We start from the raw sequence: 20,291 nt of genomic DNA, 5'->3' as shown, positions 1-20,291 counted from the left end.
CATGGTGTCACGGGGTGTGTCAGCTCTCGCGCAGCGAGCCGTTGATGATCTCGAGGTAGCCGGGCATGTCTGCCGCCTCGAGCTCACCGACATAGGCATCCCAGTCGTCGAGCGAGCGCTGACCGAGGATGAACGCAGCGGTTGCCTGATAGCTGGCGTCCTTGAGCGCAGTCTGCTTGAGCGCCACCTGTTCGGCGTCGAGCTCGTTCAGGAGGAAGCCCGGGCCGAGATCGAGCTGTTCCTTCTCGTTCATCTTGGCGAGGAAGTCCACGACCTCCTCGCGCAGCATCGAGCTGACCAGGTCCTGCGTGGAGCCGTGCGCGGGCATGAAGACACCGTTGTGGTAGCCGAAGTCGGCGTTCAGCATCTTCGGCGCCCCGGGGTTGAGCCCGTTGATGTCGATGTCCGGCATCAACTCACGCTTGCCATCCGCAGTCCTGGTGAAGGTCTCGCCTTCGACGCCCCACTTCGCGAACTCCAGCCCCTGGTCGGAGTAGTACAGCCAGTCGATGAACTGCAGCAGCGCGACAAAGTTGTCCTGCTCCAACGCGCTCGAGGAGAGCGCGACCCCCGACTCGAATCGTGACGTGTCGATGATGTCACCGGCGGGACCCGCAGGGACGACGATCTGACGCAGGACAGCGTCGGCGTTTCCGGCGTCAGCGAGATTGGTGCGATAGGTGAGGATCTCCTGGTCGTTCGACCCGATGACGGCGGTGCGCCCGTTGGTGAGCTTCTGGATGGCGGCGTCATCGTCCTGCGTGATCGACTCCGGGTCCATCAGACCCTCTTCGACGAGACTCGCGAAGAACGCCACCAGCTGGCGGTAGCCATCCATCGCGCCGGTGAACTCGTAGGCGCTCCCGTTCCAGACGGTGCCGTCGCCGAAGCCCCATCCAGCGCGCACGCCGAAGTTGGGTGCGCACGCGCTGAGGGTCGCCTCCATCGGACCACCGGAGTTCCAGCGGTCCGACAAGACGTACTCGAGGTCAGGGTTCTTGGCCTTGACCTCGCGCATCTGCTCGCGGAACTCCTCGAAGGTAGCGGGGTCGGTCAAGCCTGCGGCCTGCCACAGATCGTCGCGAATGGCGAAGGAGTAGCCGGGCTTCGCTGACTCGAGCAGGCCCGGGAGCACGTAGTACTCACCATCGATCTGACGTGTGCGGTCGAGGTCGGCCTGGAGTCCCCACGCCTCGACCTTCGCCCGGTAGTTGGGCAGGTGGTCGATGTACTTCGAGACGGGGAGGAGCGCACCGCTGGGAACGAACTGGTCGAGAGTGCCCGCGTACGCCTGTGTGATGACGGTGGGGGCGTCACCGGCGGCGATCAGCAGGCTTCTGCGGTCCTCGAAATCGGACAGCGGAACCGATGTGAAGTCGAACGAGACGTTGTTGTCCTCGCTGATGTGGGTGAGGAAGGACCAGTCGTCCTTCAGCGGGTAGTTCGGGTGGTCGCGGTAGAGCACGTTGAAGGCGAGCGCCTCGGTAGCCACGAACGTCGTCCCGACGTCGTAGTCCTCCATCGCACCGACCATCTTGTCGCTGAGGTCGGAACCGCCTGCATCGTCACCCCCGCCCCCTTCGCCCCCGACGTCGCCGGTATCACAGGCCGCGAGGCCGATGCCGAACGGAACAGCTGCCGCGGTGAACAGGGCACCGCGCAGCACGCTGCGGCGGCTCAGGGGGGTACGGGTCTCGCTCATGAAGTTTCTCCTTGCGTCGTTGCTGGGGCGGGAAAAGGGAGGTGGAGCGGCGATCTCAGCCCTTGACGGAGCCGAGCATCACTCCTGAAACGAAGAAGCGCTGGATGAAGGGGTAGACGCAGACGATCGGCAGCACGGTGAGAACCATCGTCACCGACTGCACGTTGGAGGCGATCTGCACGTTGTCCGAGCCCATGTCCTCCATCGAGGTCGCTGCCGCGAGCAGATTGCGCAGGTAGATCGTCACCGGGTAGAGCTCGGACCTGTCCATGTAGAGGAACGCCTGGAACCAGGAGTTCCAGAACGAGACGGCGTAGAACAGGATCATCGTGGCCAGCACGGCCTTGCTCAGCGGCAGCACGATCCGGCCGAAGATGCCGTAGGTGGACAGCCCGTCGATCGCTGCTGCTTCTTCGAGCTCGGTCGGGAAGTTCTCGAAGAAGGACTTCATGATCAGCAGGTTGAAGACGCTGATCGCGTTCGGGATGACGATCGCCCAGATGGTGTTCTTGAAGCCGATCGAGTTGATCAGCAGGTAGTTCGGGATGAGCCCACCGCTGAAGAACATGGTGAACACGGCGATGCCGACGAAGATCGACCGACCCTTGAGGTGCTTCTTGGCCAGCGCGTAGGCGAACGTCGTCGTCAGGACCATCGCGATCGCGGTGGCCACGACCGTGTAGACCACGGTGTTGCGGTAGTTGATCCAGAACATGCTGTCGCTCATCACCGCCGCGAAGGTGGTGGTGTTGAACCCACGCGGGATCAGGTTCACCTGCCCGGCGGCGATGTAGCCCTCGGCGGAGAACGCCTTCGCGACGAGGTTGATGAACGGATAGAGCGTGATGGCCGAGATCATCAGCAGCGTGAAGTAGTTCGCGTACTTGAAGATCCTGTAACCGGTCGTCTCCTTGACCGTCCGTGTCGAGGGACGGATGTCGGCGAGATCGGGGGCATCCTTGGTCGGGTCTATCGTCACCACAGTGAGCTCCCCACGAGTCGGCGCGAGATCGCGTTGGCGGACAGGACGAGCGTGAGCCCGATGATCGCCTCGAACAGTCCGATGGCGGTCGAGTACGAATAGCTGCCCGAGGCGATACCGACGCGGTACAGGTATGTCGAGATGACGTCGGCTGTCGGGTACAGCAGCGGGTTGTACAGCAGCAGGATCTTCTCGAAGCCGACGGCCAGGAACGACCCGATGTTGAGGATCAGCAGCACCACCATGGTGGGCGTGATGCCGGGGATCGTGACGTGCCAGGTCTGCTGCCATCGGTTGGCACCATCGATGCGGGCGGCCTCGTAGAGTTGGTCGTCGATCGTGGTGAGGGCCGCGAGGTACAGGATCGTGCCCCAGCCGACGGTCTGCCAGATCTCCGACCCGATGTAGATCGGTCTGAACCAGCTGGGATCCTGCATGAACGAGATCGGATCGGCGCCGACGGCTCTGATGATCTGGTTGATCGTTCCGTCGAGCGAGGTCAGCTGGAAGACGATGCCTGCGACGATGACGATCGACATGAAGTGCGGCAGGTAGGTGATGGTCTGGACGACACGCTTGAACCTACGTACCCGCACCTCGTTCAGCAGCAGCGCGAGGATGATCGGGAGGGGGAACACGATGGCGAGGCTGAGCGCCCCGATGATGATCGTGTTCGTGAAGACCCGCCAGAACGTGGGGTCGTTCCAGAACATCTCGAAGTAGTAGAAGCCGACCCAGTAGTCACCGAACAGCGACCCGCCCGGCCGGAACCGGCGGAAGGCGATGATGTTGCCTGCCATCGGTAGGTACCGGAAGATCGCCAGGAACACGAGCGGCAGGATCAGGAACGTGTAGAGGCGCCAGTCCTTCCTGATCGCCTCGCGCCAGGTCTGGTGGTAGCCGCCGCGCTTGTTCCGACGACGTGACTTGATCGGCGGCGCCACCGTCTCGACCGCAGTCGAGCTGCGGTCGGCCGAGTTGATCGTGACATCGGTGCTCATGTGCCCTCCACGCGTGCGGTCGTGGTCAGCCGACGGTCGCGGCCGAGCGTGCGCTCGTCACCGACGAGGCGCAGCGGGACGGTCGCAACCACATCGGCGCTGGATCGGGACAGCCGCAGCTCGACATCGCCCGGTTCGACGATGCGCTCACCACGGAGCCCGGTGAAGCCGGTGACATCGGCAGGAATCTCGAACGTGACCCGGGCCGATGCTCCCGGCTCCAGCTCGGCCCGAGCGAACCCGATCAGGCGTACCTCGGGGCGGGTGACCTGCGCTGCCTTGTCGTGCAGGTACAGCTGCACCACCTCAGCGGCGCTCCGGTCGCCCGTGTTCCTGATCGTCACACCGATCTCGACCTCGCCGTCGACGGGCCAGTCGGTGCTGCCGTGCGTGATACCGGGGTCGGTCCACTCGAACGTGCTGTAGCCCAGCCCGTGGCCGAACGGGTACGCCGGGGTGGGGTCCACGTTGCTCACGGCAGAACGACGGCCCAGCGGCGGGTTGAGGTACGTCGAGGGCTGCGCCCCGGCCTCGCGCGGCAGGGAGAGCGGCAGCCGGCCCGACGGCGCGATCTCGCCGGTGAGGATCTCGGCGATCGCCTGACCGCCCTGCTGGCCCGGGAAGAAGGCCTGCAGGATGCCGGCAACACCGTCGAGCAGGCCGCCGAGCGCGTAGGGCCGCCCGGTGAGCAGCACGACGACGACAGGTGTCCCTGTTGCCACGAGTGCCTCGATCAGCTCCGCCTGCACGCCGGGCAGCTGGAGGTCGGTCGCGTCACAGCCCTCCCCGGAGGTGCCGCGGCCGAAGAGCCCGGCGCGATCGCCGACCGCGACGACGGCGACGTCGGCCTCCTGGGCGGCGGCGACCGCCTCGGCGAACCCGGAGGTGTCCGGGTCGGTCACGTCACATCCGCGCGCGTACCGCACCTCGGTACGGGCCGCCAACGCCTCGCGCACCGTCGGGATCTCGACGCCGATCTCCGCCCCGAACCTCACGCCGACGTGGGCGGGGAACGAGTAGCAGCCCAGCATCGAGTAAGGGTCGTCGGCGAGCGGGCCCACGAGCGCGACCGAACCGCCCGCGGCCAGCGGGAGCACACCGTCACGGTTCTCGACGAGCACGACGGCCTCGCGTGCGAGCCGCAGCGCGAGGTCGGTGCCGGCGGCGTCGTCCAGCACGACGGGCCCCTCGGGGTCCGGCGACCAGTCGCCGTCGAGAAGTCCCAGCTCGGCCTTCTGGGTGAGGACGCGCAGCACCGCGCGATCGACGAGGTGCTCGGAGACCCTGCCTTCGCGTACCTCTGCGAGCAACGGCCCCACGTAGGCGTCGCCGGTGGGGAGCTCGACGTCGACGCCCGCCCGGAGGGCGAGCCCGGCCGCCTCGCCGGCGGTGGCACCGACGCGGTGCTGGGTCTCGAGGAACCGCACACCGAAGTAGTCCGCCACGACCACGCCGTCGAAGCCCCAGTCGTCGCGAAGGAGCCCGGTGAGAAGGGCTTCGTTGGCCGCTGCCGGAACGCCGTCGATCTCCGAGTAGGAGTGCATGACGGAGCGGACCTTCGCCTCACGGACGGCTTGCTCGAACGGCGGGAGGATGACGTCGGCGAGCTCGCGCGGGCCCATGCTGACGGGCGCCAGGTTCCGGCCGGCGCGGGAGGCCGAGTAGCCGGCGAAGTGCTTGAGGGTGGCGATGATCCCGGCGCTCTGAAGCCCGGTGACGTACGCGCTGCCGATCACACCGACGAGGTAGGGGTCCTCACCGATCGTCTCCTCGACGCGGCCCCACCGGTAGTCGCGGGTGACGTCGAGCACCGGCGCGAGCCCCTGATGGATGCCCGCGGCGCGCATGGTGGTGCCGATCTGGGCTGCCATCTGCTCGACCAGCTCCGGGTCGAAGGTGGCGCCCCACGAGGGCGGCACCGGATAGCAGGTGGCCTGCCACGCGGCGAAGCCTGCGAGGCACTCCTCGTGCACGAGTGCGGGGATGCCGAACCGGTTGGCGGCCATGATCTGGCGCTGGGCCGCGGCGAGCGCGCGTGCCCCGACCTCGGGCGCCACGGGGCTGGTGCCGAAGGGCCTGGTGAGCTGGCCGAGGCCGTCGCGGATCGCGGTGTCCCAGTTGATCTCGCCGGTCATCTCGGACTGCTGCGGTGCGACGTCGCCCTCGGCGCTGGAGTTCACCCAGAGGCCGACCAGCTGGGAGAGCTTCTCCTCGAGCGTCATCTCCGCGACGAGTGACGCCGCACGGTCAGCGGGGGAGCGGTGCCGGTCACGCCACCCGGTGGGGGTGGCGACGTCCTGAGTGGTCGACGCCATCAGACTCCTTCGTCGTGGTGACACGCCCGCGTGCCAACTGGATCGCAACTATCGACCGTCGGGCCGATAGTGAGCGAAGGTAGCCAACGATTCGAGCGACGTCAAGCGTCGGAATCGAGAGCGTGACGCACTGACGGGCACGTGAGCACGGTGCTAGCCTGCTCCGAAAGTTGCGACGGCGAGCGATCGCCGATGTGGGATGGAGTTGCGATGGCGGAGAAAGCCGCCGTTCCGGTGCGGGCGACGATCGGCGTCATCGCGGAGGAGGCGGGCGTCTCGGTGCCCACCGTGTCCAAGGTGCTCAACGGACGTGCCGACGTCTCCGCCGCCACACGCGAGCGGGTCGAGTCGGTGCTCGCGCGGCACAGCTACCGCCGCCGCACCCGCGGACCTGCACGCACCGGACCGCCGCTCATCGATCTCTGCTTCCACGAGCTCGGCAACGAGTGGGGCCTGGAGATCATCCGGGGCGTGGAGCGCGCGGCGTCCGAGCTCGGGGTCGGCGTCGTTCTGACCGAGCTGGGTGGCAAGCACCACCCCGAGCAGGAATGGCTCGACGCCGTTCTCGCCCGGCGGCCGCTCGGGGTGCTGCTGGTCATGTCGAGCCTCAGCGCGGCGCAGCGGCACCAGCTGGAGTCGCGCTCCATCCCGTTCGTCGTCATCGATACCGAGGGCGAGCCGCCGAAGGATGTCCCCACGGTCGGCTCGAACAACTGGAACGGCGGGCTGGCGGCGACGCAGCACCTGCTGGAGCTCGGGCACCGAAGGATCGGCATGATCTCTGGACCCGACGACGTGCTCTGCTCCCGTGCGCGCGTGGACGGCTATCGCTCCGCGCACGCGGAGGCCGACGTACCGTTCGACCCCGACCTGGTGCGATGGGGCAACTTCGACGCCAACCTCGGCTACGTGCACGGCCTCGACCTGCTCGGCCAGCCCGACCGCCCGACAGCGATCTTCGCGGGCTCGGACATCCAGGCGCTGGGCGTCTATCGCGCCGCCCGCGAGCTCAACCTCAGCATCCCGGGGGATCTGTCGGTGGTCGGCTACGACAACGTGCCGCTGACCGAGTGGCTCGGCATCACGACCATCGAGCAGCCGCTGCGCGCGATGTCTCGAACCGCCACGCAGATGCTCGTCGCGCTGGCGCGCGGGCAGGAGCCGCCGCTGCGACGCGTGGACCTGGCCACCTCGCTGGTCGTCCGAGAGAGCACGGCGCCGCCTGCAGCCTGAACGGCTCCGATGTGGTGGGGTAGCGGTGTGACAGCGCAGAGCACCGAGACAAGTCCCACGATCACCACCGTCGTCTTCGACCTCGGGCAGGTGCTGGTCGGGTGGGACCCGCGCCGGATCTGGGCGCGTGATCTCACCGAGGAGGAGATCGAGGCCTTTCTCGTGGAGTCCGCCTTCGCGACGCTCAACCACTCCCTGGACGCCGGCAGGCCGTACACCGAGGCGCGCACCGAGCTCGCGAAGCGGGCGCCGCACCACGTGGCGACGCTCGACGCGTACTGGAACGCGATACCTGACTCGCTCACCGGCCCGGTGCCGGGCAGCGCCGAGATCGTCTCCGAGATCGCCGATCTCGGGCTCCGACTCCTCGGGCTGACCAACTGGTCGGCCGAGACGTTTCATCACGCGCCGGTGGCAGCACCTGCCATCTCGTTGCTGGAGGACGTGCTGGTCTCGGGTCGGGAGGGTCTGGCCAAGCCCGACCCCGCGATCTTCGAGCTGCTCGTCCAGCGCTACGACCTGACACCTGCGGAGACCTTCTTCACCGACGACTCACCCGCCAACATCGAAGCAGCGCGGTCGCTCGGACTGCAGGTCCACCTGTTCGCGGGGGCGGACGGTCTGCGGAGCGCTCTGCGTGCTCACGGAGTCGAGATCGCTGCAGGTTCCTAGACTGCTCGACGTGCGTGTGCTGTTCGCGGGTACCCCCGCTGTCGCCGTCCCCGCCCTCGAGGCGCTGCTGGCCTCCGACCACGAGGTGGTCGGGGTGCTCACGCGACCGCCCGCCCCTGTGGGCCGCAAGCGGGTGCTGACGCCCAGTCCCGTGCAGCAGCGCGCGGAGGAGGCCGGTCTGCCGGTCATCACATCGAACCGTCCGCACCAGGATCAGACGATGGCCGAGCTGCGCGAGCTCCGCTTCGAGGTCGCAGCGGTCGTGGCCTACGGCGCACTGCTTCGCGAGCCGGCGCTGTCGCTGCCCGGGCGTGGATGGATCAACCTGCACTTCTCACTGCTTCCCGCCTGGCGTGGCGCCGCTCCCGTGCAGCACGCCCTGATGGCCGGCGACCAGATCACAGGTGCCTCGACGTTCGCGATCGAGGCCGGTCTGGACACCGGCCCGGTGCTCGGCACGATGACCGAGAGCATCCGGCCCACCGACACCGCCGGGACGCTCCTGGAGCGGCTCGCGAGCGCCGCCGCACCGCTGCTCGTCGGAACGATCGACGCCATCGCCGACGGCAGTGCGCAGCCACGGCCCCAGCCGAGCGACGGTATCTCGCTCGCGCCCCAGCTGGTCTCGGCCGATGCCGAGATCGACTGGACGCTACCCGCGCACGTGGTCGACCGCAGGATCCGGGGCCTCACGCCGGCGCCCGGTGCCTGGACCACGCGTGCGGGCATCCGCTTCAAGATCGGCCCGGTCACGCCGACGATGCTGCGGATCTTCATCCCCCCGGGTACGGTGCGGGTCGACCCGAGCGGCGTTCTCGTCGGCACCGGGTCCGCGCCGGTGCGGCTCGGCGAGATCGCACCGCCCGGCAAGCCCTGGATGGACGCGGGCGCCTGGGCCAGGGGCGCTCGACCCGATCCGAGCTGGACCTTCGACACCGGCCAGGAGGCCACCGATGCCTGAGCACCGCCAGGGCGGGTCCCGCGGGCCCCGCCGCGACGAGCGGGGTCGCCGCCGTGACGACCGTGGTCCTCGCCGCGACGACCGGCTGCGCTCCCAGAGCCGACCGAGCGAGCGGGCACGCGGAGCAGACCCCGCGCGCCGGGCGGCCTTCGACACGCTTCGCGCGGTCTCCGAGTCCGACTCCTACGCCAACCTCGTGCTCCCGCCGATGCTCAGCGAGCGTGGCATCCGTGGCCGCGACGCGGCCTTCGCCACCGAGCTGACCTACGGAACCCTGCGCCTGCAGGGCCGCTACGACGCGATCATCGCCCTTGCGGGCAACCGGGACCCCGAGGGTCTGGATGCCCCGTTGCTGGATGTGCTGCGCCTCGGTGCTCATCAGCTCCTCGGGATGCGTGTGCCGGACCACGCAGCGGTGTCCGAGACCGTGGGACTGGCACGGTCGGTCTGCGGCACCGGCCCGAGCCAGCTCGTCAACGCTGTGCTCCGCCGCGTCGGTGAGCGCGACCTGGCAGGCTGGCTCGGCGAGCTCGAGACGACGACGGCGGACGCCACCGAGCGCCTGGCGATCGCCGGGTCGCATCCCGCGTGGGTGGTGCGAGCGTTCCGTCAGTCGCTCGCCATGACCGAGCTCGGCGTGGGGGACCTGGCTGAGCTGCTGGAGGCCGACAACACACCTCCCGCCGTCACGATCGCCGTCCGCCCGGGACTGGCGGAGGAGGGCGACGTGCCCGACGACGCCACGCCCGCCCCGTACGCCCCGACGGCACGCGTGCTGGCCGGCGGCGATCCGGGCTCCCTCGCCTCGGTTCGCAGCGCTCGTGTCGGCGTGCAGGACGAGGGCAGCCAGCTCGTCGCGCTCGCTCTCGCCGGCGCTCCGCTCGAGGGCACCGACCAGCGTTGGCTGGATCTGTGCGCCGGTCCGGGCGGCAAGGCCGCCCTGCTGGCCGCTCTGCTGGGTGACCGGGCGCCGGGCGGCGTCCTGGTCGCCAACGAGGTCTCGCCCCATCGCGCACGGTTGGTCGAGCAGGCTGTCGCCGCTGCGAGCAAGGCCGTCTCCGTCGAGGTGCGTGTCGGCGACGGCCGCGAGCTGGGCGAGCTCGAGCCGGACACGTTCGACCGGGTTCTCGTGGACGCGCCCTGCACCGGACTCGGTGCGCTCCGTCGCCGACCGGAGGCTCGCTGGCGGCGCCAGCCCTCCGACCTCGTCACGCTCGGTCCGCTGCAGCGGGACCTGTTGCGGTCGGCGATCGCCGCAACGCGCCCCGGGGGCGTGGTGGGGTACGTCACGTGCTCGCCGCACCTGGCTGAGACGCGCCTCGTGGTCGAGGACGTCGTGAAGAAGGCGCCGGTCGAGCTGCTCGACGCCACCGAGGTCATGAACGAGATCGCGCTGGTGGCTGTCCCGGACCAGCAGGGGCCGTTCGTGCAGCTGTGGCCGCACCGGCACGGCACCGACGCCATGTTTCTCGCTCTCCTGCGCCGGACAGCCTGACGTAGGCTCCAGACGTGCCCACGCCGCCCATCCTGATCTCGCCGAGTGTCCTCGACTCCGACCTGTCCCGACTGGCCTCCGAGGTCGAGCGGATCGCTTCTGCCGACCTCGTGCATCTCGACATCATGGACAACCACTTCGTGCCGAACCTGACGTTCGGGCTGCCGGTGGTCGAGAGCCTTCTGGAGCACACCTCGATGCGTGCTGACGTGCACCTGATGATCGAGGATCCCGATACCTGGGCGCCTGCCTACGCCGAGGCGGGCGCGGCGTCGGTGACCTTCCACGCCGAGGCGTCTCGAGCACCGGTCAAGCTCGCGCGCGAGCTGCGGGCCAAGGGTGCCCGAGCGGCGGTCGCGCTGCGTCCGGCCACCGCTGTGGAGCCGTTCCTCGATCTGCTTCCCGAGCTCGACATGGTGCTGGTGATGACCGTGGAACCGGGCTTCGGTGGGCAGTCGTTCATCGACGGCGTGCTTCCCAAGATCGAGCGCACCCGAGCCGCGATCGACGCGCTCGGTGCTGATATCTGGATCCAGGTCGACGGCGGGGTGTCCCGCGCGACCGTGGGGCGAGCCGCGCGCGCCGGCGCCAACGTCTTCGTGGCCGGGTCCGCCGTCTACCGGGCCGAGGACCCCGCCGCCGAGATCGTCGCGCTGCGGGACCTGGCGACGGCGTCCTGGGCTGAGTGAGATGCTCGCCCCTCTGAGGCAGCGGCTCGGCGATGCGATCTTCGAGCGGGTGGCGGGCGCCGACGGTCCCAGGCAGCGCGACCGCATCCATCTGACACCAGGGCCGCGCTGGTTCCCCGACGGGTCGCCCATCACCCGGGTTCACGGCGACCACTCGATGTACGTGGGTGGGATCCGGGCGTTGCTCGTGCAGAGCATGCACCCGGTGGCGATGGCCGCCGTCTCGGAGCACTCCGGCTTTCGCAGCGACATCTGGGGCCGGCTGGCCCGCACGAGCACCTTCCTCGCGGTCACCACGTTCGGTGCCGCGAGGCACGCCGAGCAGGCGGTCACCGCCGTGCGCACGATCCACGAGCGCTTGAGCGGGGTCACCGACGACGGCGTGCCGTACCGGGTCTCGGACCCGCACCTGCTCGCCTGGGTACACGTGGCCGAGGTCGAGAGCTTCCTGCTGGCACACCGCGTCTACGGCCGACGACCGCTGAGTGCTGCGGACCGTGACGAGTACCTGGCGCAGACCGCGGTGGTCGCCCGCAGGCTCGGCGTGCTCGACCCACCGACCAGCGAGACGCAGCTCCGGCAGGTGCTGGCGGGTTACCGCGCCGAGCTGCGCGGTACCACCGCCGCTCACGAAGCGGTCGAGGTGCTCATGAACCGCCCCGACCTCCCGGCACCGGTACGGCCCGCCTACCGTGCGTTGACGAGCGCCGCGATCGCGCTGCTGCCGCCGTGGATGCGGAGCGAGCTCGGGCTGAGCGCACCGCGCCTCGGCTTCGAGCGAACTGCGGGGAGGGCGCTCGGCGGTGCGGTCGTGTCGACCATCCGGTGGGCGACGATCCCCCAGGCGGGCGCACGGCACGTGACGGAGTGAGCGAGCGCGGGAGCGGGTGCCCAGGGCACGTGATCCCCGTGACGGTTTCGGCAGGCGGGAGCGGCGCCCTGCCCCCTACGTGCACGGCGCCGCTCCCGGCGAGCGTCAGCCCCGAGTCAGCGAACGCACCCGGATCAGCGCGAGGCCGATGAGCGTCATCAGGCCGGCGAGCAGCAGGCCGGTGAGGCCCTGACCCGTCTCCGGAAGAGGCATCGAGTCCTCCGAGGAGTCGGCCGGGACGTTCAGCGTCGCGATGTCGAGCGACGGGACGTTGCCCGGCGCGCTCCGACCGGGTCCACCCGGTCCACCCGGTCCACCCGGGGTCCCGGGGGTGCCAGGAGTTCCTGGGTTTCCGGGGTCGCCCGGGTCACCCGGGTCACCGGGGTCGCCCGGGTCGCCCGGGTCGCCCGGGTCACCGGGGTCGCCCGGGTCACCGGGGTCGCCCGGGTCACCGGGGTCGCCCGGGTCACCGGGGTCGCCCGGGTCACCGCGCTCGCCCGCCGTGCCGCACGCGGCGGATGCGTCACCGAGGATTCCCAGCGAGAGGCAGGACAGGTCGACCGGGACCGTGACCGGGATCTCCAGCCCGATACCGTCGACCTCCTCGGGTGAGGACTCCTGGCTCGGGGGAGATGCCGGGGCCGGGCAGGTGGCACCGGCATCGCCGAGGATCCCTGCCGTGATGCAGGTGATGGTCACGGGCACCGTCACCGGCAGGTCGGCGTCGACCCCGTCCGTGCTGCTCGAACCTGCCGGAGCAGGCGCAGCCGCACCGGTGGTCGAGCACGTCGCGGCAGCATCACCGAGCACGCCCGCGGTGATGCACGAGACAGTGACCGGAATCGTCACCGGGACGTCCGCGTCCACGCCGTCGGTGGTGCTCGAACCCGTCGGCGCAGGTGCGGGTCCGCCGGGCGCCGGAGCGGGCTCGGAGGACTCCACTGCCGCGTCGCCGAGCACACCAGCCGCGATGTTCGAGAGGGTCACCGGAACGGTGATCGGCGCATCGGCGTCGATGCCGTCCGTGCTGCTGGAACCTGCCGGAGCAGGCGCGGACCCACTGGGGCTCGTGCACGCGGCGCTGGCGTCACCCAGGACGCCGGCGGAGATGCACGAGACCGTCACCGGGATCGTGATCGGCGCGTCCGCGTCGATCCCGTCCGTGGTGCTCGAGCCCGCCGGAGCAGGCTCGGCCGGATCGGTGGTCGGCGTCGAGGTGGACGAGGCCACCCAGGGGTCGCCGAGCACCCCGACAGCGATGTCCGAGACCGTCACCGGAACGGTCACCGGCACATCCGCGGCGATCCCGTCTGCCGTTGAGGTGGCACCCGGTGAGTCAGCCGCGGTCGTGGTGGCGGGCTCCGGCTCGGATGACTGCACTGCGGCATCGCCGAGCACGCCGACGGCGACGTCGGAGACCGTGATCGGAACGGTGACCGGGGCGTCGACGTCGATCGAGCTGGTCGTGGCCGGCTCAGCGGCGTCGGATTCAGCCGCCGGCGCGGCTGCGGGTGCCGTCGGCTGCGCAGCAGGCTCCACCGTCGCGTCCCCAAGAAGCCCGAGTGCCACGTCGTCCACTATCACGCTGACGTCGACCGGGACGTCGACAGCGACGTCGGGCAATGCCTCGGTGACCTCGCTGAGCGGGAGATCGAGCTCGACATCGAGCCCGAGGAGGCCGAGGGTGTCATCCTCGGCAGCGTGGGCCGCACCGGCCCCGACGACCAAGAGGCCGCCTGCGACGAGCGCTGTTTGCAGCGCGCGCCGAACGAATGCATGCATGAGTGATCTCTTTCCTGTCTGAGTGGGTTGGCGCATCCGCGCCAGGGCACGTGCCGCGCACACGGCGCGGCGTGCTCCGCTCATCCAGGTGAGACAGGGACCTCGTGGAACGTCGTCGGGTGCGCCGCACGCGCGTCGCGATCGGCGGCCGTCCAGTAGCTGTTCGGAAGGCTCGGGTGAAAGGGGTCCACGACCGCGACCTCGTGGCCGTGGACCGTGCGCGCGGACGACCCTGGCGCCGGGGTCGGCGCAGGCGCTGACGTCTGGTTCAAGGGGCTCGGTGCCGGGACCTGCTCGGGGCTGTGCGGCGGCGCCGACACCGGCTCAGCGGAGGTCGTCGAGGGCACAGCTACGCCGTTCGCCCCGGCATGGCCACTGCTCGGGCCCCACTCGTCGCTGAGGATGACGGCGCCAGCGGGAACCCCGGGTCGCGAATCAGGCATCGCGGCCGCGCTCTCCGGGCCTTGTTCGAGGCCGCTCGGTGCTGAGGTGCTCGGCGTGATCACGGTCCCCGGAGTGGGGGTCGCACCACCCGGAACGATCGTCTCGCCGGCTCCGCCACCTGGCGCGGGTTCGGACGGGACCTGCTCGCCACTGTCGGTCACGGGGTCGAGGGGGTCGAGCAGATCGGTCACGGGAACCAGCAGCTCACCAACCGGAGCCACGATCGGCTGCACGGCCTCGACGACCGGCTCCGTCACACCCAGCACCGGCGCCACCGCGGCCGTGACCGGAGCCACGACGTCGGCGACAGGAGCAGTCACCGTCTCGACCACAGGCTTCACGACGTCATCGACCACCGGCGACAACGGCTCGAGCACCCCTCCCACCACGGGGGCGACGACGTCCTCGACCACCGGCGCGACAGGCTCGGCGATCTCCTCGACCACCGGTGCGGCCACCTCGTCCACGACGGGAGCGACGATCTCGTCCACCACGGGAGCAACGACGTCATCCACCACGGGTGCGACGGCGCCGTCCAGAACCGGGGCGATCACGTCGTCGGTGACGGGGGAGAGCACCTCGTCGAGCGTGTCGGAGAGCGGGTCCAGGAGGCCGTCCAGCGGCCCCGCCTCGGCCTCCGAGGCCATCGCTGTCGAGAGCGCCAGGGCCGCGCCGAGCGCACCTGCGACCAGCAGCCCACGCCGCAGCAGGAGGCGCACCCAGGTGCCCTCGCTGCGCGCTGCGTGCGCGTCGTCCATGGTGGCCGTCCCCCGACAAGCGTTGGCGTGTGCTGCATCACACTCACGTGACTTTCCCGACAGTAGCCGGTCGGCGCCGTTTGCACCATCCCGTGAGACACCCCACAGCGTGTGCTTGTCGCCGGGACGACGTACTAAAGTTCTCGATGAGCTTGACGTGCTCCGGGGTCGGTGCAATTCCGAACCGGCGGTGATAGTCCGCGACCCGGCAGCGCTCGTCCACCCGGACGGGCGGTGGCGGTTGACCTGGTGGAACTCCAGGACCGACGGTCAAAGTCCGGATGGGAGGAAGCACGCGGCGGGAGCGGCCCGACCGGGTCGCGCCGCCGTCAGGTGGGTGCCCGGTGCACCCCTCTCACCCCGGATTTCGCCAGGGGAGAGGACGATCGCGATGGCGATACCTGCCGGCCAGATCGCGGCGCGCGGCCGAGTCGCGTCCCCGGTCCTGCTGGGCGTCGTCCTCGTCGGCGTCTGGGCCCTGGCCTCGGCTGCGCTCGGGCCGGCGTTCGTTCCGTCGCCGGCCGAGCTCGCCGTGCGGCTCACCGCCGAGATCGCCGACGGCGACATCCTGGCGGCGGCGGCCGAGACCTTCGGGGTCAGCGCGCTGGGATCCCTGCTCGGTCTCGTGGTGGCGCTGCCGCTGGGCTATCTGCTGGCGCACTCGCGCACAGCGGCGGCGGCCCTCGGGCCGTATCTCGCGGCCTCCCAGGCGATCCCCGCCGTGGCGTTCGCACCGCTGCTGGCCCTCTGGTTCGGCTACGGCGCGCTGCCGAAGGCCATCCTGTGCGCCCTGCTGGTGTTCTTCCCGATCCTGCTCAACACCGTGCTCGGGATCTCGACCCTCGATCGTGACGTCATCGACGCCGCGCGGGTGGACGGCGCGAACCGTGGCCGCCTGCTCCTTCACATCGAGGGCCCGATGGCGCTGCCTGCCGTGCTGACGGGGATCCGCAACGGCTTCGTGCTCTCGGTCACGGGCGCCGTCGTCGGCGAGTTCGTCATCGGGGGCGCCGGGCTCGGCGTGCTCCTCTCGGTCTTCCGTGACCGCGCCGACACCGCCGGCATGGTCGCGACGCTCTTGGTACTGGCGGCCCTCGCGGTCGCCATCAATCTGGCCGTGCGCGGCCTCGAAAGGATGGTCCGATGGTGGTGACCCGACGCCGAGCGCTCATGCTCGCCGGAGCGCTGGGAGCAGGTCTGCTGACGGCAGGGTGCAGCGACCCGACGCCCGGCGCACCCGATACGAAGCTGACGATCGGCCTCACGTACGTGCCGAACGTGCAGTTCGCACCGTTCTATCTCGCGGTGCAGCAGGGCTACTTCACCGAGGCCGGGGTGGACGTCACGCTGCGGCACCACGGTGACTCCGAGGACCTGTTCGGCGCGCTGACCGGCGGGCGTGAGCAGATCGTGGTCGCCGGCGGTGACGAGATGCTGCAGGCGCGGGCGCAGGGCACCGACGTGATCAGCGTCGCGACGATGTACCAGACCTACCCGGTGGTGCTCATCGTGCCGGAGGGCAGCGACATCACCGCGCCTGAGCACCTCGCCGGCCGGACCGTCGGGATCCCCGGCCCGTACGGCGAGACCTACTTCGGTCTGCTCGCGATGCTGAAGGCTGCCGGCCTGACCGAGGCCGACCTCACGATCTCCAACATCGGGTACACCCAGCAGGCGGCGTTGTCCGGCGGACACGTCGACGCCGTGATGGGCTATGTCAACAACGACGTCCCCCAGTTCCGGGCCACCGGCCTCGCGGTGTCCGCGGTCGGCATCGGTGACGTGCCGCTCGTCGGCATCGGCCTCGGCACCACGAGCCGAGTCACGCAGCAGTCGGCTGCCGGGCTCCGCGGCGTGATCGAGGCGGTCGGCCGCGCGGTGGCGGACATCGCCGCGGACCCGAACCTCGCCGTCGAGGCGGCGTCCGAGGAGATCCCCGGGACGATCACGGACGAGCAGCGCGCCATCATGACCTCGGTCGCCGAGGCGACGGTGCCGCTGTACGGCGACCTGACCCAGACCTGGGGTCAGCAGGACCCGGAGCGGTGGCAGGCGATGTCCACGACCATGCTCGAGCTGGGTCTCATCGAGAGCGAGGTCGATGCCACGACGGCGTTCACGAACGACTTCCTCGCAACGGTGGACTGATCGGGAGGCATGGTCGTGACGCAGGTAGGCTGACCGGCCGTGAAGACGTTCGACGAGCTGTTCGCAGAGCTGGCGCGCAAGGCCGAGGAGCGGCCGGCCGGTTCCGGCACGGTCGCGGAGCTCGACGCAGGCATCCATACGATCGGCAAGAAGATCGTGGAGGAGGCCGCCGAGGTCTGGATGGCCGCGGAGCACGAGGGCGACGAGGCGACAGCGCTGGAGATCTCCCAGCTGCTGTACCACCTGCAGGTCCTCATGATCGCGCGTGGCCTTGATCTCAACGACGTCTACAAGCACCTGTGAGACCCGAGGAGCCACCGATGCTGCGCATCGCCGTCCCGAACAAGGGCTCGCTCGCCGAGCCAGCCAGCCAGATGCTGCGCGAGGCCGGCTACCGGCAGCGCCGTGACGGCCGTGAGCTCGTCCTGGTGGACGAGGCGAACGCGGTCGAGTTCTTCTTCCTGCGCCCGCGCGACATCGCGGTGTACGTGGGTTCCGGCACCGTGAACGGCGGTATCACCGGCCGTGACCTGCTGCTGGACTCCGACGTCGACGCCGTGGAACATCGGGCGCTCGGGTTCGCGTCCTCGACCTTCCGGTACGCCGGCCCGGCGGGCGAGATCACCTCGATCGAGCAGGTCGCGGGCAAGCGCGTCGCCACCTCCTACCCCGTGCTCGTGCGGAACCACCTGCGCAGCCTCGGGGTGGAGGCCGAGGTCGTTCGCCTGGACGGCGCGATCGAGTCCACGGTGCGGCTCGGGGTGGCCGACCTGGTGGCGGACGTGGTCGAGACCGGCTCCACGCTGCGCGCGGCGGGGCTCGACGTGTTCGGCGAGCCGATCCTGCAGTCCGAGGCGGTGCTGATCCGCCCCGCGGGCGAGCCGCACCCGGGCCTGACGGTGCTCGACCGGCGGCTGAACGGCGTGCAGGTGGCTCGCCGCTACGTGCTCATGGACTACGACATCCCCGAGTCGGCGGTCGAGCGAGCCGTGGCGATCACGCCGGGCCTGGAGTCGCCGACCGTGTCGCCGTTGCGTACGTCCGGCTGGGTCGCCGTGCGCTCGATGGTGGAACGCCGTGCGACCAACCAGGTCATGGACCAGCTCTACGAGGTGGGCGCGCGCGCCATTCTCGTGACCTCGATCGACGCCTGCAGGATCTAGCGACCATGGCGACGGCGGAGCGGGTCTTCCGGCCTCGCTTCACCGTGGCCGTGTGCGTCTTTCTCGCACTGGCCTTCGTGGCCGGCGCCGTGATCCTGCTGGTGACTCTCGCCGGGTTGGAGGGCGACCACAGCGCCGATCGGTTCACGATCATCCTGATCGCGTTGATCGCCACGGTGACCGCCTCCCTGGTGGGCCGACCCCGTGCGGTCGCCTCTGCCTCGGGCCTCGCGGTGCGGAACCCGATCCGCAGCCGCCAGTTGAGCTGGGAGGAGATCGTGGCGGTCCGGTTCGGTCGGAGCGACCCGTGGGTGCTGCTCGATCTCGACGACGGCACCACGTACGCCGTGCTGGCGATCCAGGCGTCCGACGGCAGCCGCGCCCGGCGCGACGCCGCCTGGCTCCGGAACCGGGTCGCGGAGCACGAGGGCGAAGAACCCTCGCCGAGCTCCTAGAGGTACAGCCCGGTCGAGACCTCGACGCGCGCGGCCGCGACGGCGTGCAGATCCTTCTCGCGGACGATCACGTAGGTCTCGCCCTGGATCTCGACCTCCTGCTGCTGCTCCTCGCCGAACAGCACCTGGTCACCGACCTTGACGGTGCGCACGTGCGGCCCGACGCCGAGCACTGCCGCCCAGTGCAGGCGGTGCGCCATCTGCGCCGTCGCGGGGATGACGAGGCCGGCGGAGGACTTGCGCTCGGCGTCGTCGGGGGACAGCTGAACGAGCACGCGGTCGTGCAGCATCATGATCGGCAGCTTGCCGGCGGGGGTGGTCGGTCCAGGCACGGTCCTCAACCTACGCGACGGAGGCGGCGTGCACGCCCGCGGCTGCCGCCGCCAGGAACGGCGTGGGGTCCTCGGCGAGCCCGCGTCCCATCGTCGAGAGCGTCACGGGGACATCCTGCAGCGCGGCCTGGAGCCCGTGGACGGCGACCCGCACCAAGGCGTGCCGCTCGCCCAGGGCCCGGGCCTGCCGGTCGACCAGCGCGCCGATCTCGCCGCCCAGCTCGGGCACGACGACGTCTGCCGGGGCGAGCGCGACCCGGCCGTACGCGGTCAGGCTGTGATGGGAGATGCCGTGGTGCCGCTCGCGTGGATCGGCCGCCGACACCCGCAGGCTCGCGATCGGGCGGCCACCGAGCGTGGCGACCGCGTTGATCGCGTCACCTGCGGCCACCCCGGAGAAGCCCCACCTCGTCCCGGTCCCGAGGTTCCCCGGGCCCTGGGCCACCACGACCACGTCCGCCTCGAGCACGTGCCGCGCAGCCAGCAGACCCGAATGGAGCGAGACCGCCTCGACATCGCCGCCGAACGCCTGCCCGACGGTCACGGACGCGGCCAGCCAGTCGGCGTCGCGCAACCCAGCAACGGTACGGGAGAACCACAGCGGCAACGCTCCGCCGTCGGTCATGACGTACGCGACCCGAGCATCGGGGCGAACGGTCCGCACGCCGGCGACGACCGCGGGGAGCGAGGAGTGCAGGTCGGCGACGACCACGGGGAGCCCGGCGAGGTCGTCGGCCTCACGCAGCAGCTCGTGATGCTCCGACTCCTGCTCGTCGGCCCCAAGGACCAGGGTCTGCAGCGGGGTGTAACGCGCCTTGACGAGGTGCCCGGGGGCGGTGGGGGGATCGGCGGGCAGCCGGTCGGGCAGGGCTGCGACGAACCCGTAGCCGCCCGTGCCGAGCCCGCGTTGCAGGGCCGCGGTGGTGACGAGCACCCGGTCGCCGACCTGCGGCTCGCCCACGAGCTCGACGTACGCCAGCGCGCGGACCTGATCGCCCTCGATCGTGACGGTCAGCTCCTGGGCGCCCGGCCACGCCGTACCGAGCCCTGCGACGACGCCCTCCCGCCAGATGATCACCCGCCGAACCTACCGGCAGGGCCCCGCGGCTGCGCGCGCGGACCGCCCCACGCCGCCCAGTTCGCTGCAGATCGGCGGGTTCGGTGGGCACACCGCACGAGCTCGACGATCCGGCACGAACTCGGCGAGGGACGAGCGCACGGTGCCCAATGGTCGGCCCCGCGGTCGTGCGGGACGGGGACGCGCTCCGAGCGGTGGCTGAGCAGGAGA

Annotated in this window: 19 protein-coding genes and 1 riboswitch; of the genes, 11 read left to right on the top strand and 8 right to left on the bottom strand. The window is 70.3% G+C overall.

What is annotated here, in order from left to right; all coding sequences use genetic code 11:
- Positions 1 to 19 precede the first annotated feature (19 nt).
- From GPA03_RS03490 to GPA03_RS03475, 4 genes are read right to left on the bottom strand one after another with little or no spacing between them, the layout of a single operon-like run.
- Positions 20 to 1,702: an ABC transporter substrate-binding protein gene (locus GPA03_RS03490; RefSeq protein ID WP_156250584.1), complete on the bottom strand. Its 1,683-nt coding sequence runs from the start codon at positions 1,700 to 1,702 to the stop codon at positions 20 to 22.
- 55 nt (positions 1,703 to 1,757) lie between these two features.
- Entirely contained in the window at positions 1,758 to 2,681 is a 924-nt protein-coding gene (locus GPA03_RS03485) for a carbohydrate ABC transporter permease (protein WP_421958399.1), read from the bottom strand.
- On the bottom strand, positions 2,678 to 3,685 hold the full coding sequence (locus GPA03_RS03480; protein ID WP_156250583.1) for an ABC transporter permease: 1,008 nt from the start codon (positions 3,683 to 3,685) through the stop codon (positions 2,678 to 2,680). The genes GPA03_RS03485 and GPA03_RS03480 overlap by 4 nt, the downstream gene beginning before the upstream one ends.
- Positions 3,682 to 6,000 carry a beta-xylosidase/alpha-l-arabinosidase gene (locus GPA03_RS03475; RefSeq protein ID WP_156250582.1) on the bottom strand — a complete coding sequence of 773 codons (2,319 nt, stop codon included), beginning with the start codon at positions 5,998 to 6,000 and terminating at the stop codon, positions 3,682 to 3,684. The genes GPA03_RS03480 and GPA03_RS03475 overlap by 4 nt, the downstream gene beginning before the upstream one ends.
- A 210-nt stretch (positions 6,001 to 6,210) precedes the next feature.
- Here GPA03_RS03475 and GPA03_RS03470 point away from each other — a divergent pair, with 210 nt between their 5' ends.
- Genes GPA03_RS03470 through GPA03_RS03445 form a run of 6 tightly spaced genes read left to right on the top strand, consistent with a single transcriptional unit; the run spans position 6,211 to position 11,921 of the window.
- The gene (locus GPA03_RS03470; protein ID WP_156250581.1) at positions 6,211 to 7,233 is read left to right on the top strand and encodes a LacI family DNA-binding transcriptional regulator; all 1,023 of its coding nucleotides are present in this window, start codon (positions 6,211 to 6,213) and stop codon (positions 7,231 to 7,233) included.
- 27 nt (positions 7,234 to 7,260) lie between these two features.
- Positions 7,261 to 7,905, top strand: a complete 645-nt coding sequence (locus GPA03_RS03465; RefSeq protein ID WP_241681070.1) for an HAD family hydrolase — start codon at positions 7,261 to 7,263, stop codon at positions 7,903 to 7,905.
- Positions 7,906 to 7,915: 10 nt separating this feature from the next.
- On the top strand, positions 7,916 to 8,866 hold the full coding sequence (fmt, locus tag GPA03_RS03460) for a methionyl-tRNA formyltransferase (RefSeq protein ID WP_156250579.1): 951 nt from the start codon (positions 7,916 to 7,918) through the stop codon (positions 8,864 to 8,866).
- Positions 8,859 to 10,361 carry an RsmB/NOP family class I SAM-dependent RNA methyltransferase gene (locus GPA03_RS03455; RefSeq protein ID WP_156250578.1) on the top strand — a complete coding sequence of 501 codons (1,503 nt, stop codon included), beginning with the start codon at positions 8,859 to 8,861 and terminating at the stop codon, positions 10,359 to 10,361. Before fmt ends, GPA03_RS03455 begins: the two co-directional genes overlap by 8 nt.
- A 14-nt stretch (positions 10,362 to 10,375) precedes the next feature.
- Positions 10,376 to 11,050 (top strand): ribulose-phosphate 3-epimerase, encoded by a 675-nt coding sequence (rpe, locus tag GPA03_RS03450; protein ID WP_206673439.1) that lies wholly within the window; start codon positions 10,376 to 10,378, stop codon positions 11,048 to 11,050.
- A gap of 1 nt (position 11,051) precedes the next feature.
- Positions 11,052 to 11,921 carry an oxygenase MpaB family protein gene (locus GPA03_RS03445; protein ID WP_156250577.1) on the top strand — a complete coding sequence of 290 codons (870 nt, stop codon included), beginning with the start codon at positions 11,052 to 11,054 and terminating at the stop codon, positions 11,919 to 11,921.
- 105 nt (positions 11,922 to 12,026) lie between these two features.
- On the opposite strand, the gene GPA03_RS22770 is transcribed toward GPA03_RS03445, so the two are convergent.
- Entirely contained in the window at positions 12,027 to 13,703 is a 1,677-nt protein-coding gene (locus GPA03_RS22770; RefSeq protein WP_241681069.1) for a hypothetical protein, read from the bottom strand.
- Between the two features lie 80 nt (positions 13,704 to 13,783).
- Positions 13,784 to 14,905 carry a hypothetical protein gene (locus tag GPA03_RS03435; RefSeq protein WP_156250575.1) on the bottom strand — a complete coding sequence of 374 codons (1,122 nt, stop codon included), beginning with the start codon at positions 14,903 to 14,905 and terminating at the stop codon, positions 13,784 to 13,786.
- Between the two features lie 155 nt (positions 14,906 to 15,060).
- A riboswitch (FMN riboswitch) is annotated at positions 15,061 to 15,202 on the top strand.
- 94 nt (positions 15,203 to 15,296) lie between these two features.
- Here GPA03_RS03435 and GPA03_RS03430 point away from each other — a divergent pair.
- The 5 genes from GPA03_RS03430 to GPA03_RS03410 are packed head-to-tail and all read left to right on the top strand — an operon-like array spanning position 15,297 to position 18,671.
- Positions 15,297 to 16,058 (top strand): ABC transporter permease, encoded by a 762-nt coding sequence (locus GPA03_RS03430; protein WP_156250574.1) that lies wholly within the window; start codon positions 15,297 to 15,299, stop codon positions 16,056 to 16,058.
- Positions 16,049 to 17,053: an ABC transporter substrate-binding protein gene (locus GPA03_RS03425; protein ID WP_156250573.1), complete on the top strand. Its 1,005-nt coding sequence runs from the start codon at positions 16,049 to 16,051 to the stop codon at positions 17,051 to 17,053. The genes GPA03_RS03430 and GPA03_RS03425 overlap by 10 nt, the downstream gene beginning before the upstream one ends.
- Positions 17,054 to 17,092: 39 nt before the next feature.
- A complete protein-coding gene (locus GPA03_RS03420; protein ID WP_156250572.1) occupies positions 17,093 to 17,356 on the top strand; it encodes a phosphoribosyl-ATP diphosphatase in 264 nt (87 codons plus the stop codon).
- A gap of 17 nt (positions 17,357 to 17,373) precedes the next feature.
- A complete protein-coding gene (gene hisG / locus GPA03_RS03415; protein WP_156250571.1) occupies positions 17,374 to 18,216 on the top strand; it encodes an ATP phosphoribosyltransferase in 843 nt (280 codons plus the stop codon).
- A gap of 5 nt (positions 18,217 to 18,221) precedes the next feature.
- On the top strand, positions 18,222 to 18,671 hold the full coding sequence (locus GPA03_RS03410; RefSeq protein WP_156250570.1) for a PH domain-containing protein: 450 nt from the start codon (positions 18,222 to 18,224) through the stop codon (positions 18,669 to 18,671).
- Here GPA03_RS03410 and GPA03_RS03405 read toward each other — a convergent pair.
- Positions 18,668 to 19,003, bottom strand: a complete 336-nt coding sequence (locus GPA03_RS03405) for a GroES family chaperonin (RefSeq protein ID WP_241681068.1) — start codon at positions 19,001 to 19,003, stop codon at positions 18,668 to 18,670. The two genes, GPA03_RS03410 and GPA03_RS03405, sit on opposite strands and share 4 nt — an antisense overlap.
- A 10-nt stretch (positions 19,004 to 19,013) precedes the next feature.
- Complete coding sequence (locus GPA03_RS03400) at positions 19,014 to 20,081, bottom strand: DUF3866 family protein (protein WP_156250569.1); 1,068 nt, start codon at positions 20,079 to 20,081, stop codon at positions 19,014 to 19,016.
- Between the last annotated feature and the right edge of the window lie 210 nt (positions 20,082 to 20,291).

Source organism: Pseudactinotalea terrae, from assembly GCF_009733845.1.
GTDB classification, from domain to species: domain Bacteria; phylum Actinomycetota; class Actinomycetes; order Actinomycetales; family Beutenbergiaceae; genus Pseudactinotalea; species Pseudactinotalea terrae.
This window is presented reverse-complemented; position numbering and strand designations above follow the sequence as displayed.

Coding starts and splice junctions, on each gene's coding strand:
- GPA03_RS03445 (WP_156250577.1), top strand. CDS start 11,052: ATGCTCGCCCCTCTGAGGCAGCGGCTCGGCGATGCGATCTTCGAGCGG.
- GPA03_RS03470 (WP_156250581.1), top strand. CDS start 6,211: ATGGCGGAGAAAGCCGCCGTTCCGGTGCGGGCGACGATCGGCGTCATC.
- GPA03_RS03475 (WP_156250582.1), bottom strand. CDS start 6,000: ATGGCGTCGACCACTCAGGACGTCGCCACCCCCACCGGGTGGCGTGAC.
- GPA03_RS03430 (WP_156250574.1), top strand. CDS start 15,297: ATGGCGATACCTGCCGGCCAGATCGCGGCGCGCGGCCGAGTCGCGTCC.
- GPA03_RS22770 (WP_241681069.1), bottom strand. CDS start 13,703: ATGCATGCATTCGTTCGGCGCGCGCTGCAAACAGCGCTCGTCGCAGGC.
- GPA03_RS03490 (WP_156250584.1), bottom strand. CDS start 1,702: ATGAGCGAGACCCGTACCCCCCTGAGCCGCCGCAGCGTGCTGCGCGGT.
- hisG (WP_156250571.1), top strand. CDS start 17,374: ATGCTGCGCATCGCCGTCCCGAACAAGGGCTCGCTCGCCGAGCCAGCC.
- GPA03_RS03410 (WP_156250570.1), top strand. CDS start 18,222: ATGGCGACGGCGGAGCGGGTCTTCCGGCCTCGCTTCACCGTGGCCGTG.
- GPA03_RS03425 (WP_156250573.1), top strand. CDS start 16,049: ATGGTGGTGACCCGACGCCGAGCGCTCATGCTCGCCGGAGCGCTGGGA.
- GPA03_RS03455 (WP_156250578.1), top strand. CDS start 8,859: ATGCCTGAGCACCGCCAGGGCGGGTCCCGCGGGCCCCGCCGCGACGAG.
- GPA03_RS03435 (WP_156250575.1), bottom strand. CDS start 14,905: ATGGACGACGCGCACGCAGCGCGCAGCGAGGGCACCTGGGTGCGCCTC.
- GPA03_RS03480 (WP_156250583.1), bottom strand. CDS start 3,685: ATGAGCACCGATGTCACGATCAACTCGGCCGACCGCAGCTCGACTGCG.